Raw genomic sequence first — 15,680 nt, forward strand, 5'->3', positions numbered from 1 at the left:
AGAGACGAGCAGGGGGAGAGGCAGGATGACATATTACGGAGCGATTGAAGCTGGGGGAACAAAGTTCTGCTGTGCCATTGGTAATGAGCATGGGGATATCATAGAGGAATTAACCATTCCAACAGAGCACCCGGAAAAAACCATCCAATCACTTATTCCATTTTTTCAGCAACATGAAATTGCAGCATTAGGGGTCGGTTCCTTTGGACCGATTTGTGTCCAGAAAGACGATCCTTCTTACGGTTACATCATGAATACGCCGAAAGTTGAATGGAAGCATTACCCGTTGATACCTGAGCTGGAGAAACAATTAGGCGTACCGGTGTCCTTTACGACAGATGTCAATGCCGCAGCATTAGGTGAACTGACAAAAGGGGCCGCCAAAGGGCTAAGCAGCTGTCTGTATATCACGGTCGGTACGGGGATTGGTGCCGGGGCTGTTGTGAAAAATGAACTTCTCCACGGTCACTCACATCCAGAAATGGGGCACATCCTGGTCAGGCAGCATGAATCAGATCAGTTTGCAGGTGTCTGCCCAGCGCATGGTACTTGCTTAGAAGGACTGGCGGCAGGTCCAGCTATTGAGGCAAGGTGGGGAAAGCCGGCTAAAGAGCTTACCGAAGAAGAAGAAGTTTGGTCTCTTGAAGCAGATTATTTAGCACAGGCATTAATGCAATACACGCTGATATTAAGCCCAGAACGCATTATAATGGGTGGAGGCGTCATGAAGCAAAAACAGCTATTTCCGCTCATTCGAGAGAAGCTGGCTGCGTATGTCAATGATTATGTCGACATGCCGCCGCTTGATACATACATTGTCTCTCCTGGACTTGAGGACAAGGCAGGTATGACAGGTGCTTTGCTGCTAGCGATTGAAGCGAAGAGAAACGCCTGATAATAGAGTTTTCAAACGCAACATGAGATAATGAAAAAGATGGAATCTATGAAAAGGTGGTTGTTAACATGGTCAAAAGCTTGAATGATACCGTAACACTAAATAACGGAGTAGAAATGCCATGGTTTGGTTTAGGTGTATTCAAAGTGGAGGACGGCAACCAAGTGGTTGATGCCGTCAAAGCAGCCATACGAAACGGTTATCGCAGCATTGATACGGCTGCCGTTTATAAAAACGAGACAGGCGTAGGGAAAGCCATTAAAGAATCTGGCGTAAAAAGAGAAGAATTGTTCATTACGTCAAAAGTATGGAACACAGATCAAGGATATGACAAAGCACTCGCTGCATTCGATGCAAGCTTAAACCGGCTCGGTCTTGATTACTTAGACCTCTATTTGATTCATTGGCCTGGACCAAATGCAGATACATTTAAAGAGACATGGCGTGCGCTTGAGAAGCTTTATAAAGATGGAAAAGTAAGAGCGATTGGTGTCAGCAACTTCTACGTGCAGCATTTAGAAGAGCTGTTAAAAGATGCGGAGGTTGTTCCAGCGGTGAACCAAGTGGAGTTTCATCCAAAACTGACACTTGTCGAATTACGACAATATGCGAAAGAAAAAGGCATTCAAATTGAAGCATGGTCTCCGCTGATGCAAGGAAAGCTTTTGGATCATGACGTATTAAAGGAAATTGCAGCACAATACAACAAATCTGTGGCTCAAGTGATCTTGCGTTGGGATCTGCAAAGCGGCGTTGTCACCATTCCAAAATCAATCAATGAAGATCGCATTAAACAAAATGCCGACATTTTTGACTTCGAGCTTTCACAAGAAGACATGGAAAAAATCAATGCACTTAATAATAACGAACGTGTCGGGTCTAATCCAGAAACGATGACGGTTGGGTTTGAATAAATAAAATTATCCCCTCAGCGTGTAGACAAACCCTCGCATATTTTGTCAGTGCGTGCTGTTGCTCACGAATGTCAAATTCGCTCCGCGTCAGTACTCGTCATGCCTAGACTGCAAAGGTTTTCTATCACGCTGAAAAGAAGACAAAGGGCTGGGCTAAAATCAAGTTCATTTTAGCCCTTTGTCAACAATCTGAATCCCCTTTCTCTTTTTGAGAAGGGGATTTTTTAATTCCTGCTTCGGCGCACAGCCAACAGCATGAGGAAAGACAGGATCACAATACAAATCGTCCAAGCCCACGCAAGTTCCATTCGTCCAGAATCAATCGCCACATAGATGGCTGTTGGGAGGGTTTGCGTTTTCCCAGGAATGTTGCCAGCGAACATTAAAGTCGCTCCAAATTCTCCTAAGGCTCTTGCGAAACTTAAAACTGCACCAGAGAGAAGAGATGGCAGTGCGAGTGGGACGGTAATATAGGCAAAGACCTGGAAAGAATGCGCACCATCAACTTTTGCAGCACCTTCAATGTCTGACTCAATCGTAGAAAAACCAGCTTTCGCTGATTGATACATGAGTGGGAATGCGACAACCGTCGATGCAATGACCGCTGCCCAATAAGTGAAGATGACAGGCTGATGGAAGATCCATTCAATGGCTTGTCCAATCACACTGTGCTTCCCGAACACGACGAGCAGCAGAAATCCTACGACCGTTGGCGGCAGGACAAGCGGCATCATGAGGAGCGTTTCCACGATCATTTTTCCTTTGAAAGATGTACGCGCCATCCAAAAACCAATGGACGTTCCTAAAACGACAGCCAATAACCCGCTGAAAGCAGCCACTTGTACGGACAGCCAGATAGGTGAAAGAAAATCTTCGGTCAGCATCGGCATTATTTCACTTGAAAGCCGTACTTTTTAAAAATCGCTGCGGCTGGATCTGATTGGAGATATTGAAAAAATGCTTTCGCTTCCTTCATATGTTCGGTCTGTTTGACAATGCCAACTGGATAAATGATGGGGGAATGCATGTCCTGATTTGCCTCATCTACTATCTTTACTTTGCGAGAAACGAGCGCGTCCGTCTTATACACGACACCAGCTTCCACATTTCCTGTTTCGACATAGTTTAATACTTGACGAACATCCTTGCCATAGACAGCGTTCTGTTTCACTTGGTCCCATATATTCAGTTTTGTGAAAATCTCTTTTGCATATGTACCAGCAGGAACAGATTCAGGTGTGCCAAGCGCTATCTTTCCTTTTATGTGCTGAACATCGCGGAAGGTTTTGATAGAAGAGGAACCTTCTTTTGGCACGATGAGAACAAGCTCATTTTGTATGGCATCCTTTGTATGATCCTGATCGATGTCGCCAGATTGAACAAGGTTATCAAAAGGCTCTTCAGCTGCTGAGAAGAAGAGATCCGCTTTTGCTCCTTGAGCGATTTGCTGCTTCAATGCACCTGATGACCCGAAATTATTCGTGAGTGTCACGTTTGGATGATCATCTTCATAGGCAGATTCAATCTCTTTCAAAGCATCCTGCAGGCTTGCCGCCGCTGAAATCACAAGTTCTGTCTTTTTGCTTTGATCTGATGACGTCGACTCCGTTTGACACCCATTCAGGAGCAAACAGATGGTGACGTAGGTTAAGAATAAATATTTCATGATCACACCTCTTTATCATTCAACATCATGTGTATCCTTTATTATAATCAAACTTATTTGACCATTCATAGGTTTTCAGGAAAAGAGAAAAGAAAAAGCCGCCAGAGGGCAGCTTTTAATGCTGATAAAAACGTAGTAAGTTCCCGTTGATCACTTTATCTGATAGAGACAGCTCTTTATTGGCTTTTTCTATATAAGGCTGGCATACTTCGTCTTGTTCAACAGGTTGTTTTGTTTTTTGATCATAGCACGTGTTCTTTGTATAAAGATAATCATCCGTAATAAAGTTTCCATTTCTTAGCACAGCAAACGGTGTACGCTCATTGGAGAAAAGGTCATTTCCAAATTGAATGGCATCTTTTGATTCAATGCCGAGTAAATGAAGAAGTGTCGGTTTGACATCCATTTGACCGGCTGTTTCAGAAATGGTTTGAGGGGCCTCGTCTGTCACCCCAGGAATGTAAATCAAAAAAGGGACCCGCTGCAGTTTAACCGCATCAAACGGTGTGATTTCATCCTGCTTCAGCAGCTCTGCCATTGCCTCATGATGTGCTTCTGAAATGCCATAGTGGTCTCCCATCAGGACAAACATTGTATTTTCATATAGTCCTTCTTCTTTCATTCGTTCAAAGAACCTTTTGATGGCTTCATCTTGATAGCGGACGGTGGTCACATAGCGGTTTAAAATGGTGCTAGTCGAATCATATTCATCAATGAACTGATCCTTTGGATCAATTTCAAATGGGAAGTGATTGGTTAAGGTAATAAACGTGCTGTAATAAGGCGCCTTCAGCTTTTTTAAATAATCAATGGATTGGTCAAAAAAGTCGATATCTTTTAAGCCCCAGCCAGTCGAATTCTGTTCATTGACATCAAATGAATCGACATCATAAAAGCGGTCAATCCCAAGAGATTCATACATCACATCACGATTCCAGAACGTTTTATTATTCGCATGAAATTGGACGGATTGATAATTCTCTTTTTTCAATTGCTTGTACAGTGTGTCATATTCGTTGTCACTCGCTGTGAAAAAGACAGCGCCACTGCTAGATGGATAGAGGGAGTTTGCGACGATAAACTCTGAGTCCGACGTTTTGCCTTGCTCTGTCTGCTGATAAAATTCATCGAAATAGAAGCTTTTTTTGGCAAGTTGATTTAAAAATGGGGTGATGTATTGTCCATTCACCTTTTGATTCATGACAAATTGCTGTGTTGATTCAAGTGAAATGAACACGACATTTTTGCCTTTAGCAAGTCCAAAATAGTCTTCATTCGGTGCACTGTAATCAGCTTTTGTGTAGTTTGCCACTGTTGAAAGTGTATCTTCGTCAGCAAAGGCTTTTTGTCCAATACGTGCTGTTTGAGCGGCACCGTCATACAAATGGAATTGAAACAGCCCAAGGTTGCGTACAATGACTTCTCGATCATATGAGCTTGTCAAAAATCGAGGGTGATCCATCATGGCTGAGCTGACATGGAACAATAGAAAACTGCAGCAAACCACATAGTATGTTTTGATCGTCTTAAAAGACGCTTTTGGTGATAACGGTTTCCGTTTTAAGAGCCATGCCAGCACCACAAAATCAATCAGCATGAGTATAAATAGCGGATGAAACAATTCAGTCATACTGCTGCCCATATCTCCCATGTTCTTTGCTTGAAATAAGACAGGAATGGTAATGAAATCAATATAAAAACCGTAAAAGATCGTATTCGATATCAAAATGGCTGTCAAAATAAAATTTGTGGTCAATAAAAAGACCTTTTGTTTCGTTTCATTTAAGAAAAGAGCAATCCCAAACAAAGGGAGCAAAAAGCTAAGTGGATTGATCAAAAGCAGCCACTCGAGAAACAGATTGGCCGTTCGTATATGAAATCCGAATTGATAAATGATGTATGTTTTCATCCACATAAAGAGGATGGAGTACACTAAAAACCAGTGATTTTTGAAAAACGCTTTCATTTATGTAGCTCCTCACCATTCTGTATTCAGCTGCAAGGCAAAAACACTTATCTTAAAACTACTAAAAAAATGAGGAATGATCAATTCATATCCTGCTTTTTTGCAAAACTCTTTTTTCTTTTTCTAAAACGGCAATGGGATGGATATTCCGCAAATGACAGCCATGTAATAGCAGGTGACAATGGTCAGAGCAGCTAGTACGACTTGTTCTCCTGTGCTGCCTGTTTTGACATAAAAGGGGAGACGTACTTTTATGGTCGCGGGGAACAAAAATTTAATACCGTTCACTGTGCCTGCATCAAGGATGAGGTGGCTTGCCATCCCAACTAGTAACCCGGTACTGAGGCTGTCATTTGGAATGTATGTTGTCGCAATAAAATAAATGATCAGCAGAAATAATAAACTATGTGTAAAGGTGCGGTGCCCGAACACACTACTGATCAGTGTGGAAAGGAGCGGGAATTTCCTGCCGATTTTGCTTTTCGTATGACATAGATCTGGGATGAGGGCACCTACTGATCCTGCAGCAGCCATCGTCACTGGTTCGAATCCGTAATAATAGGCGACGGCTGTGGAGGCGGCAATTCCGCCCATAATATGTGTTTTTCCTGTCATGATGCGTACTCCTGTTCTGTTTTTTGTTCAAGTACTCACTATATCAAGGGTGAATCCATTCAGCAAGGCTTATTTCTAAAGAAAAATGGGATAAAATAGTTGGCTGTTTGGAAAAACATTCTATAATAAGAAGGAAGTCATGTTGACACTAACGATAAGGATGCGATTCGGATGAGTAATGCAGACATTTTAAAAGAAATTGTTCTTGTACATTATGAAGTCAGCCGTAAATTAAACCGCAAGTTACTTGAGTTAGAAAAAGACATCACGCCTCCACAGATATATGCTCTTTCTATATTGATACAAGGAAAAGTATCACATGCTGAAGAGCTTAAACAAAGACTCTCGCTCAACCCAGGTGCCGCTTCCATTGCCCTCAATAAATTATGTGAGCAAGGCTATATTCAGAGAGAAAGGGACAAGGACGATCATTCCCTTGTCCGGCTAGAAGCTACGGAAAAAGGGCTGGCTATTTACGAAAAGCATACACGTCTTTTTGGAAAGGTGATTCAGCATATGATGTCAGACTTCACAGAGGAAGACTTAAAGACCTTTCTAACGTATTTGCAAAAAATGAGACAGACCTTTCACGATGAATGAACCGCTCCTCTTTGTATAATGCTGAGCGCTGTAGCACAAATTAAACAGGCAAAGGCATTTTAAGAAAAGGGGGGAAATAGCGATGTCATTTTTCCAAAAGGATAAAAAGGCGAAAAGCGAGAAAGACCATCAGCAGGTCGATCAGCTGTTAGAAGAAGCAAGTAAAGAACTAGCAGGCGATCCGCTTCAAGAAGCTGTCCAAAAGAAGAAAAACAACCATCAATAAGCTGACAAAAAGGCGGAGAATCATTTCTCTGCCTTTTTTCTATGTTTTTCCCTTTGACAGATATGAGAATGTTTGATAACCTTCGTGTAGTAAAAATGAATAGAAATCCTCACGCTATGTCTCAGTGAGGTAGAGGTTGCGCGGATGATGAGTCACTCATGGGAGAGATGGAATCGTTGATCATGAGAAAAAAGGCATCAGCGCCGAAGTGTAGAGAGAGCTCCAACTTTCTTTATGCTGGGTCTGCATTGAACAAATGCAGGACTGCCACGTCTTTGAAGCGTGGAGGGCTATCCGGAGATCAAGGTGTATGTTTTGAAAAGCATGGACTTTTGTTCAGGCTTTTTTTTATGTTCTGATTGCCTAAGAAAAGGGTATGCTGGTAAGAAAGTGACCCAACATGAACATAAAGAATGCAAGTCATTGCTTCACAAATATATCAATGAAGATACTGCCGGGTCTGGTCCAAAGTGAATATAACGGAGGTACGAAAATGGAACAGACAAAAAAATGGGGTTTTTGGTTATTGACGGCTTTTGTCGTCGGAAATATGGTAGGTTCAGGCATCTTTATGCTGCCTAGTACACTTGCCCAGCATGCAAGTCCTTTAGGTGTGACGATGGCATGGCTTGTCACAGGTGGCGGCGTACTGATGATTGCCTTTGTGTTTGGACATTTGTCCATTCATAAACCGCAGCTAACAGCTGGACCACAAAGCTATGCAAGAGCGCTTTTTAAAGATCCGAAAAAAGGAAAAGCAGCCGGTTTTACAATGGTTTGGGGATATTGGGTGGCAAGCTGGATTAGTAATGTCGCCATTATCACAAGCCTAGCTGGTTATTTAACAACCTTTTTCCCAATTTTAACCGTGAAAACGGAGGTCTTTACTTTTGGAAAAGAAGCGATCACACTTGGTCAGCTCACAACGTTTATCGTATGTACAATCCTTCTATGGGGGACTCATACGATTTTAATTACAAGCTTAAGCGCAGCAAGTAAGCTGAACTTTATTACGACCTTTTCAAAGGTGCTTGGATTCGTCCTTTTTATTGTCGCAGGCTTATTTGCATTCCAAACCGCATTATTTGAACATTATTACTTCCCTGTTGAAGCAGCAAGTGGTGAAGGAGTGCTCGGACTTGGAGGCCAAATTCATCATGCGGCCATTTCCACACTATGGGCATTTATCGGCATCGAATCTGCTGTCATTTTATCAGGAAGAGCTTCCTCGCAGCGTGATGTCAAACGTGCGACGATTACAGGACTTTTAATTGCACTGTCTATTTATATGATTATTACCTTGATTACAATGGGCGTTCTGCCGCATGATCAATTGCAAGGTTCTGATAAACCATTCGTAGACGTGCTTCAGCTCATTATCGGACCGGCTGGCGGCATTGTCATGGCACTTCTTGCGATCGTTTGTTTATTTGGTTCGATGCTTGGCTGGATTTTGCTTGGTTCTGAAGTCCCTTATCAAGCAGCAAAAGCTGGCGATTTTCCAGCAGTGTTTGCAAAAACAAACAAAAAAGGCAGTCCTGTTATTGCTTTGACTGTCACAAATATCATGTCACAGCTGTTTATTTTCTCAGTCATGTCACGTACGATTAATGAAGCCTTTACTTTCTTAACAACATCAGCGACACTTGCGTATCTCATTCCGTATATCGTGTCGTCGATCTACAGCTTTAAGGTCATCATGCAAGGTGACACATATGAGCTCCAAAAAGGAAACCGGACAAGAGACGGGATCATTGCGCTTGTGGCCATAGGGTATTCCGCTTGGGTCATTATTTCAGGCACAGCTGATTTCAAAACATTTGGTCTTGGTATTGGATTGTTCTTAGTTGGCATTTTACTCTACCCATTCATGTCCAAAAAATTTGCCAAAGGTACAGTTTAAAAAATACGTTTCTCCAATGCTGGAGAAACGTATTTTTTTATGAGGCAGGTGTTAATCGATCCACAATAAATTCGAGCTGACCTTCTAGTGACACAGGGTCATTAAAGAAGTAACCGACTGTATCTGTTTCAAATACGCGTTTGTTTTGGACAGCAGGAAGTGATGCCCAGATGCTGCTTTTATACACTTGATCGCCATTACTTTTTGAACCGCTCCATGGGCTTGTGAAAATATAATCACCTGCAAATTCTGGAAGCTTTTCAAGAGAAATGTTTGCATAACCGACACCACTGTCGATGGCTTCTTTTTGGGCGGCCTTCGGAGCTTTTAATTTCAGCTCGTCATAAATGATTTCACCACCGCGTGCAAAAGTGTTACCGAAAATGTAAATGCCCTTATCGAATGGTGATACGATCGAAACGGTTTTGTTTCCTACAGCTTTTGTTACTTTTGGTTTCACTTCAGCAATTTTGGCATCCCATTGTGTGATCCAATCCGTTGCTTTTTTTGATGTGCCTGTCATTTTACCGAATTCTTTTAGCTGGTCTTTAAACGAATATTGATTGTATTGAATGGCAACTGTAGGGGCAATTTTTTTGTATTGATCAAATTTCTCATCTTCTCCCCAAGCAATGATCATATCCGGCTTCAAAGAGGCTACTTTCTCAACAGAGGGAGATTTTCCAATATTTTTCACTCCATCTGTTTTTCCTTTATAGAAAGGGTTTTTAAAGATGGGCGCCGTGGCAGCAATTGGGGTTTTGCCGAGTGTGACGAGATCCCCGTAATAGCTTTCCGCCAGAAGCACAATACGTTGTGGGTTTTGAGGCAGTTTCACTTCACCCTTTACATCTTGATAGGTGATCGTGTCATTTTTTTTGGCTCCCGATTCTTTATTGGAAGTGCTGCCGCAAGCAGCAGTAAAAATCATAAGGGTCATGAAGGAAATCAAAAGAAGTCCAGTTCGTTTTTTCACTAAAGTTCGCTCCTATTCAATTGTTTATGATAATGATTCTCATTCGCGATTATATCTTAACATGATAGAAGAAAAAATGCATCGGCTATTTTATGACCAAAATGAAAATGGTGAAATTCTCCCGGTTTTTTGATGAAAATAAAGAAATTTATTAGAACAAGGATTTCAAAACGTGAAGAAAGTGATATACTAGACTCCGAGATTGATAATCATTATCACTAATAACGAATAGATATGAACGGAAAGGAAGAGACTGGTTTTGGGCTCACAATCGAATAAACAGCTGTCAGCTAAAGATGATGCGATAGATATTGTGACAAAGCCTTTTGGTACAGCAGCTGTTGTCATCATAGGAATCATTGCTTTAGCATTCGGTCTTTTTTTATCAGTATCGCTAGGAGCGGCAAACATTCATTTACACACGGTATGGGAAGCCGTCTTTCATTTTGATTCACAACAAACCTCACATCAAATCATTAGGGAACTAAGGCTGCCGCGTACAGTTGGTGCCGCACTTGTCGGTGCCTTTTTAGCAGTATCGGGTGCCATCATGCAAGGCATGACAAGAAATGCGCTTGCGTCTCCTGAAATCATGGGTGTGACAAATGGCTCTGCATTTGCGATTGCCATTGCGTTTGCTTTTTTCCCAGGCCAATCTTCTTTTACATTAATTCTTTGGTCATTTTTGGGTGCAGCACTTGGCGCCTCTATTGTATTTGGGGTTGGAACCCTTTCAAAAGGGGGACTTACTCCTGTGAAGCTCGCATTAGCCGGTACGGCTGTTGGCGCACTTTTAAGCTCAATTTCCTCAGCGATTGCCATTCGATTTGACGTCGCGCAAGATATGAGTTTTTGGTACGCAGGCGGTGTGGCTGGTGTGAATTGGAGCAATATTAAGATCATCATTCCAGTTGCGGCTGTAGGACTGATCATCGCAATGATTCTTGCCCGCTCCATCACGGTTTTAAGCTTAGGTGATGAATTAGCAAAAGGGCTTGGACAATATACACGAACAGTCAAGGTACTTGGCATATTGGTCGTGATCCTTTTAACAGGTGCAGCCGTGTCAGTTGCAGGTTCTATTGGCTTTATCGGGCTTGTGATTCCTCATGTTACGCGTTTCTTGGTCGGCGTTGACTATCGCTGGATTATCCCTTGCTCAGCTATTTTAGGGGCTATTTTGCTCATTTATGCAGACATTGCGGCAAGGCTTGTCAATGCGCCGTTTGAAACGCCAGTGGGTGCCATTACAGCCATTATAGGCGTTCCTTTCTTCTTATATTTAGCGAGACGTGAAAGGAGCGGAATTTAAATGGAAATGGTGCAGCAGGCAAAGAAAAAGAAATACAAACGAACGATGGTCATGATCTTTTTAGCGATCGTGGCTGTGTTCCTGATTAGTTTAAATACCGGAGAGATACGGATTTCTCCGATGGAAACATTCAAAACATTTTTTGGACTCGGAAGTGAAATGGATGAGCTTGTATTATTCGAGTTCAGACTTCCAAGGATGGTCATCGCTTTACTTGTTGGCGCTTCTATCGCTGTATCAGGAGCCATTTGGCAAGGTGTTTCTCAAAATGGTTTAGCTGATCCCGGCATTCTAGGTGTAAATGCGGGTGCAGGCTTTGCGGTGGTTTTGTTTATCTTTGCCTTTCAGGGTTCGATGTCGAACTTAGGTGATTTTTCAATATTTGTACTGCCGCTTTTCGCTTTCGTAGGTGCCGCCTTTGCTGCATTCCTCATCTATGTGCTAGCGTGGAAAAAGGGCATTACGCCTGTTCGATTGATTTTAACTGGTATTGGGATCAATGCTGCATTTTCGGCAGCGATTGTGGTTATTCAATTAAAGATGAGCCCAAATGATTTTAACCAAGCCATTGTGTGGCTGTCAGGAAGTATTTGGGGCTCAAGTTGGACATATGTCTTATCAGTCGTGCCGTGGATGCTGATTTTTCTTGTATTAGCGATGGTGAGGGCACGCTACTTAAATATCATGAATTTGGGTGATCAGATATCTTATGGCTTAGGGATTTCAGTTCATAAAGAAAGAAGTTTTCTCATGCTGATTGCAGTTGCATTAGCCGGTGCGAGTGTCGCTGTTGCAGGGAGTATATCGTTCCTAGGGTTAGCGGCACCACACCTCGCAAGAAAGCTAGTTGGACCGAAACATCAAGGAATGATACCGGCGTCCGCTATGATTGGTGCACTGCTGTTATTACTTGCAGATACACTTGGGCGTGTCATACTTGCTCCATCAGAGGTGCCCGTTGGACTTGTCGTTTCGGCCTTAGGCGCACCTTACTTCATTTACTTATTGATGAAAACGAACTAATGAGGAAGGAGAGTATAACAGATGAAATCACTAGAAACAGAAAAGCTTTGTATTGGCTATCATGACCGTTTGATTGTAGACGATTTAAATATCAGCATCCCAAAAGGCAAGGTGACCACATTAATTGGGCCGAATGGGTGCGGGAAGTCAACGATTTTAAAAACAATGTCTCGTATTATGAAGTCCCATCAAGGTGCTGTTTATTTAAATGGCCAGGCGATCCATCAAACACCAACAAAAGAAATTTCAAAACAAATGGCCATTTTACCGCAGACGCCTGAAGCACCAAGTGGTCTGACCGTTTATGAGCTTGTGTCATATGGACGTTTCCCGCATCAAAATGGATTTGGCCGTTTATCAAATGAGGACAAACGAATCATCAGATGGGCACTTGAGGAGACGGGAATGATTGCATTTCATGACCGGCCAATTGAAGCACTCTCCGGTGGACAGCGTCAGCGGGTATGGATTGCGATGGCACTCGCTCAGGAAACAGAGCTGCTTTTATTAGACGAACCAACGACGTATTTAGATCTTGCTCATCAGCTGGAGATCCTTCAGCTATTAGAACGCTTAAACAGAGAACAGGGCAGAACGGTGCTGATGGTGATTCATGACCTCAATCATGCTGCACGCTTTTCACATTACATGATTGCCCTCAATCAAGGGAAAGTCATTAAAGAGGGTACGCCCCATGAGGTCATGACAAAAGAGGTGCTCAGTCAGGTGTTCCACATCGATGCAGAAATTGTGCTTGATCCGAGAACGAATAAGCCGATCTGTTTAACATATGACTTAATGAATCATGAAAGAAAGCTTGAAGCTGTGAACGGATAATAGATGGACAAAAAACTCGGTATGTATGACCGAGTTTTTTTGCATCTTCTGGTATTACCTTGTTATGCCATTTTCTCCAGTTAATCTTTTTTCGCTTTTATGCAGAAAAGAGGTACTTTTTTACTTTGGACAATGGTAATATACGGTTAGAGATCATAGCTAGAAAGGAAAGAGATGCGTGGAAACAGCAAAAATATTGATTGCAGATGACGAAGAAGCAATTGTAAAAATGGTTGAACGCGTATTAAAAAAAGAAGGGTTTCAACATATTTATAAAGCCTATCATGCAGATGAAGCATTAGATATTGTCAAAAACGAGGACATCCACCTCTTACTTCTAGATGTGATGATGCCCGGTAAGTCAGGCTTTGATGTTCTGCCTGACATCAGGAAAATGACGAAGGCACCGATTTTCTATTTAACAGCAAGAACGTCTGATGTAGACAAATTGACTGGATTTGCACAAGGTGCAGACGATTACATCACAAAGCCATTTAATCCGTTAGAGCTAGTAGCTAGAATTAAGGCGCACTTAAACCGAACTTATGTCTCCTTACAGGAGGAGCAGGAAGAAGCGCACAGTCAATATGAATATGCTCATTTCTCGTACCATCCTCATGCAGCCGAGTTGAAAGTAAGGGGAGAAGTGACGGCTTGCTCAGCGCAGCTTTTGTCCTTGCTGAAGTATTTTTGTGATCATCCGAATGTGGTACTTTCTAAAGATCAAATCTATGAGAAAGTATGGGGTGTTCCGTCATATGGTGACAACAACACCGTCATGGTTCATATCCGAAAGCTGAGAGAAAAGATAGAGTTAGATCCAAGTCAGCCTGAATATATTGTGACGATCCGTGGTATGGGCTATAAGTTCATTCCGCAACCTGTGAAGGTTCTTCAATAGTTTATGAATTTACGAACAAAACTTTTCTTTCACTTTGTCGGACAAATGTTTATTGTCATCGTTATTCTAACGATCGGGCAAACATTCTCTGAAAATCTTTATTTTCAAAAACGCTATGAGAATATGACTGAAACTGGTTTAACGAAGGCAGATGGAGATACACTCATGAGCTGGCTTTATTTTAACGAGGATGGAAAAATGGAAGCCGATGATCAGCTCAAACAAGCAGTGGAAAAACGTGATGGCTGGCTACAAGTGATTGATTCCAAAAAACGCAACGTCTATAGCTATCAACTCCCTAAAAACATTCCAACATCCTATCAAAAGGATGAAATGATCAAGATCTTTGAAAAAAGACAATTTAAAGATTACAAGATGTACTTCTGGCCAATTGAGATTGATCAAGAAAGCTTTATCGTCTTATATGGATTTAAAACGAACAGCACAAAGGTAGCCAATTATCTCAAGCAGCATGAAAAAAACCTGGCTGCATTGTCTCAATATTCAGTTGAAACAAAAGAATTTTTGAAAAGAATGAATGGATCGGTGCATCTGTTTAATGAAGAAGGAAAATACTTAAAAGGTATCCGAGCCAAAAATAATTTGAAAAATAACGTAACGGATGTTGAACTGCTCAAGTATCAATCAAAGCCTTGGGAGTTTAGAAGTGACCTGTCGTATATCAAAGTGAATAAGGATTTGTATATGATTGTTTCGGTGCCAAACAAAGTATACAGCCCAGACGAGCTTTATGATAAAGAGACAGAGGCTTTAAACCAATATACAACGCTTTTGATTGCAGGTCTTGCGCTTACGATTATTATCGTTATGACATTATGGTACTCGTATCGCTATGGGCTACCGATCTATCACATTATCCGCTGGCTGATTTTCTTATCAAGAAATAAATTGCAGGAGCCAACAAATAGAAAAGGTATTCCAGTAAGTAAAAATAAAAAGGGCCGTATTAAGCGGGAGTACCGGCTGTTTGAGGATATCCTCAAAACAATGGATCAGCTCACCAATACGTTAAAAGAGAATGAAGCAAACCGAAGAAAAATTCAAACCACAAGGGAAGAATGGATCGCAGGGCTGTCTCATGATCTAAAAACGCCTCTTAGCACGATTTACGGCTATGGATTAATGCTAGAATCAGATCAATACCAATGGTCCAAGGAAGAAGTCATGGAAATGGGACAAGTCATTCGTGAGAAATCAGAATACATGTCGACCTTGATTGAGGATTTAAACCTCACGTATCGATTGAAAAATGGTGCATTGCCTATTAATCGAAAACCTGTTGAGCTTGGTGAATTTTTAGCCTCCATTATGGACGAGTTTTCAAGAAGCACGCTTTCAGAAGATTATTTATCATCCTTTGAAGATCAAACAGAGGGTGTCATGTTTGAGATCGATAAAGCCTGGTTTAGACGAGTCATTGAGAACCTGCTGGCGAACGCAGTGAAGCATAACCAGAAAGGTACTCTTATTCAAGCTGTTCTATCTGAAACAAATGATGAAGTTCGGATCGAAATGAAAGATAACGGACGCGGAATGGCGCAAGAAACAGTGGATCATTTATTTAATCGTTACTATAGAGGGACAAATACGAATGATCCAACAAATGGAACAGGACTAGGACTGGCGATTGCAAAAGAGCTTGTCTTACTGCACGATGGCGATATTCAAGTAGAAAGTGAATTAGGTCAAGGAACAACTATTGCGATTATCCTAAAGAAAACACCATCTGTAAAATAGCCAAAAAACGATTTTCTTTTCTAAAGGAGATCGTTTTTTCTTGTTTTAGGATTGAAATCAATTTTGTAAACGATTACAATAAAATTGT

15 protein-coding genes and 1 riboswitch are annotated in these 15,680 nt (G+C 41.7%); of the genes, 10 read left to right on the forward strand and 5 right to left on the reverse strand.

Translation table 11 applies throughout. The features are described from left to right. The first annotated feature begins 25 nt into the window (after positions 1 to 25). Together KFQ09_RS13270 and KFQ09_RS13275 are read left to right on the forward strand one after the other, a co-directional pair. Complete coding sequence (locus KFQ09_RS13270) at positions 26 to 895, forward strand: ROK family protein (protein ID WP_035389396.1); 870 nt, start codon at positions 26 to 28, stop codon at positions 893 to 895. 68 nt (positions 896 to 963) lie between these two features. Beyond that, the gene (locus tag KFQ09_RS13275) at positions 964 to 1,809 is read left to right on the forward strand and encodes an aldo/keto reductase (RefSeq protein WP_008347122.1); all 846 of its coding nucleotides are present in this window, start codon (positions 964 to 966) and stop codon (positions 1,807 to 1,809) included. A 224-nt stretch (positions 1,810 to 2,033) separates the two neighbouring features. On the opposite strand, the gene modB is transcribed toward KFQ09_RS13275, so the two are convergent. The 4 genes from modB to KFQ09_RS13295 form a co-directional block, all read right to left on the reverse strand. Further along, complete coding sequence (gene modB / locus KFQ09_RS13280) at positions 2,034 to 2,699, reverse strand: molybdate ABC transporter permease subunit (protein WP_058213607.1); 666 nt, start codon at positions 2,697 to 2,699, stop codon at positions 2,034 to 2,036. Further along, positions 2,699 to 3,475: a molybdate ABC transporter substrate-binding protein gene (gene modA, locus KFQ09_RS13285; protein ID WP_255835745.1), complete on the reverse strand. Its 777-nt coding sequence runs from the start codon at positions 3,473 to 3,475 to the stop codon at positions 2,699 to 2,701. The genes modB and modA overlap by 1 nt, the downstream gene beginning before the upstream one ends. A 115-nt stretch (positions 3,476 to 3,590) precedes the next feature. Continuing rightward, positions 3,591 to 5,441: an LTA synthase family protein gene (locus tag KFQ09_RS13290; RefSeq protein WP_255835746.1), complete on the reverse strand. Its 1,851-nt coding sequence runs from the start codon at positions 5,439 to 5,441 to the stop codon at positions 3,591 to 3,593. Positions 5,442 to 5,564: 123 nt separating this feature from the next. Next, the gene (locus tag KFQ09_RS13295) at positions 5,565 to 6,056 is read right to left on the reverse strand and encodes a metal-dependent hydrolase (protein WP_007500253.1); all 492 of its coding nucleotides are present in this window, start codon (positions 6,054 to 6,056) and stop codon (positions 5,565 to 5,567) included. 171 nt (positions 6,057 to 6,227) lie between these two features. On the opposite strand from KFQ09_RS13295, the gene KFQ09_RS13300 reads away from it, so the two are divergent. The 3 genes from KFQ09_RS13300 (at position 6,228) to KFQ09_RS13310 (ending at position 8,785) form a co-directional block, all read left to right on the forward strand. Beyond that, positions 6,228 to 6,656, forward strand: a complete 429-nt coding sequence (locus tag KFQ09_RS13300) for a MarR family winged helix-turn-helix transcriptional regulator (RefSeq protein ID WP_007500254.1) — start codon at positions 6,228 to 6,230, stop codon at positions 6,654 to 6,656. Between the two features lie 82 nt (positions 6,657 to 6,738). Then, the gene (sspJ, locus tag KFQ09_RS13305; protein WP_008347117.1) at positions 6,739 to 6,882 is read left to right on the forward strand and encodes a small acid-soluble spore protein SspJ; all 144 of its coding nucleotides are present in this window, start codon (positions 6,739 to 6,741) and stop codon (positions 6,880 to 6,882) included. Positions 6,883 to 7,004: 122 nt separating this feature from the next. Further along, a riboswitch (Lysine riboswitch) is annotated at positions 7,005 to 7,183 on the forward strand. Between the two features lie 192 nt (positions 7,184 to 7,375). Further along, positions 7,376 to 8,785, forward strand: coding sequence for an amino acid permease (locus KFQ09_RS13310; protein WP_058213611.1), 1,410 nt, complete (start codon positions 7,376 to 7,378; stop codon positions 8,783 to 8,785). Between the two features lie 37 nt (positions 8,786 to 8,822). Here KFQ09_RS13310 and KFQ09_RS13315 read toward each other — a convergent pair whose 3' ends face one another. After that, positions 8,823 to 9,761, reverse strand: a complete 939-nt coding sequence (locus tag KFQ09_RS13315) for an ABC transporter substrate-binding protein (protein WP_255835747.1) — start codon at positions 9,759 to 9,761, stop codon at positions 8,823 to 8,825. Positions 9,762 to 10,020: 259 nt separating this feature from the next. Here KFQ09_RS13315 and KFQ09_RS13320 point away from each other — a divergent pair, with 259 nt between their 5' ends. The 5 genes from KFQ09_RS13320 (at position 10,021) to KFQ09_RS13340 (ending at position 15,592) form a co-directional block, all read left to right on the forward strand. Then, on the forward strand, positions 10,021 to 11,073 hold the full coding sequence (locus tag KFQ09_RS13320; protein WP_008347113.1) for a FecCD family ABC transporter permease: 1,053 nt from the start codon (positions 10,021 to 10,023) through the stop codon (positions 11,071 to 11,073). Next, the gene (locus tag KFQ09_RS13325) at positions 11,074 to 12,096 is read left to right on the forward strand and encodes a FecCD family ABC transporter permease (protein ID WP_255835748.1); all 1,023 of its coding nucleotides are present in this window, start codon (positions 11,074 to 11,076) and stop codon (positions 12,094 to 12,096) included. 21 nt (positions 12,097 to 12,117) lie between these two features. Further along, positions 12,118 to 12,933 (forward strand): ABC transporter ATP-binding protein, encoded by an 816-nt coding sequence (locus KFQ09_RS13330; protein ID WP_017359249.1) that lies wholly within the window; start codon positions 12,118 to 12,120, stop codon positions 12,931 to 12,933. Positions 12,934 to 13,111: 178 nt separating this feature from the next. After that, on the forward strand, positions 13,112 to 13,834 hold the full coding sequence (locus tag KFQ09_RS13335) for a response regulator transcription factor (RefSeq protein ID WP_072367948.1): 723 nt from the start codon (positions 13,112 to 13,114) through the stop codon (positions 13,832 to 13,834). 3 nt (positions 13,835 to 13,837) lie between these two features. Then, positions 13,838 to 15,592 (forward strand): HAMP domain-containing sensor histidine kinase, encoded by a 1,755-nt coding sequence (locus tag KFQ09_RS13340; RefSeq protein WP_017359251.1) that lies wholly within the window; start codon positions 13,838 to 13,840, stop codon positions 15,590 to 15,592. Positions 15,593 to 15,680 lie beyond the last annotated feature (88 nt).

Source organism: Bacillus sp. FS02, from assembly GCF_024398395.1.
Lineage (GTDB): Bacteria > Bacillota > Bacilli > Bacillales > Bacillaceae > Bacillus > Bacillus altitudinis.

Coding starts and splice junctions, on each gene's coding strand:
- KFQ09_RS13270 (WP_035389396.1), top strand. CDS start 26: ATGACATATTACGGAGCGATTGAAGCTGGGGGAACAAAGTTCTGCTGT.
- KFQ09_RS13275 (WP_008347122.1), top strand. CDS start 964: ATGGTCAAAAGCTTGAATGATACCGTAACACTAAATAACGGAGTAGAA.
- modB (WP_058213607.1), bottom strand. CDS start 2,699: ATGCCGATGCTGACCGAAGATTTTCTTTCACCTATCTGGCTGTCCGTA.
- modA (WP_255835745.1), bottom strand. CDS start 3,475: ATGAAATATTTATTCTTAACCTACGTCACCATCTGTTTGCTCCTGAAT.
- KFQ09_RS13290 (WP_255835746.1), bottom strand. CDS start 5,441: ATGAAAGCGTTTTTCAAAAATCACTGGTTTTTAGTGTACTCCATCCTC.
- KFQ09_RS13295 (WP_007500253.1), bottom strand. CDS start 6,056: ATGACAGGAAAAACACATATTATGGGCGGAATTGCCGCCTCCACAGCC.
- KFQ09_RS13300 (WP_007500254.1), top strand. CDS start 6,228: ATGAGTAATGCAGACATTTTAAAAGAAATTGTTCTTGTACATTATGAA.
- sspJ (WP_008347117.1), top strand. CDS start 6,739: ATGTCATTTTTCCAAAAGGATAAAAAGGCGAAAAGCGAGAAAGACCAT.
- KFQ09_RS13310 (WP_058213611.1), top strand. CDS start 7,376: ATGGAACAGACAAAAAAATGGGGTTTTTGGTTATTGACGGCTTTTGTC.
- KFQ09_RS13325 (WP_255835748.1), top strand. CDS start 11,074: ATGGAAATGGTGCAGCAGGCAAAGAAAAAGAAATACAAACGAACGATG.
- KFQ09_RS13330 (WP_017359249.1), top strand. CDS start 12,118: ATGAAATCACTAGAAACAGAAAAGCTTTGTATTGGCTATCATGACCGT.
- KFQ09_RS13340 (WP_017359251.1), top strand. CDS start 13,838: ATGAATTTACGAACAAAACTTTTCTTTCACTTTGTCGGACAAATGTTT.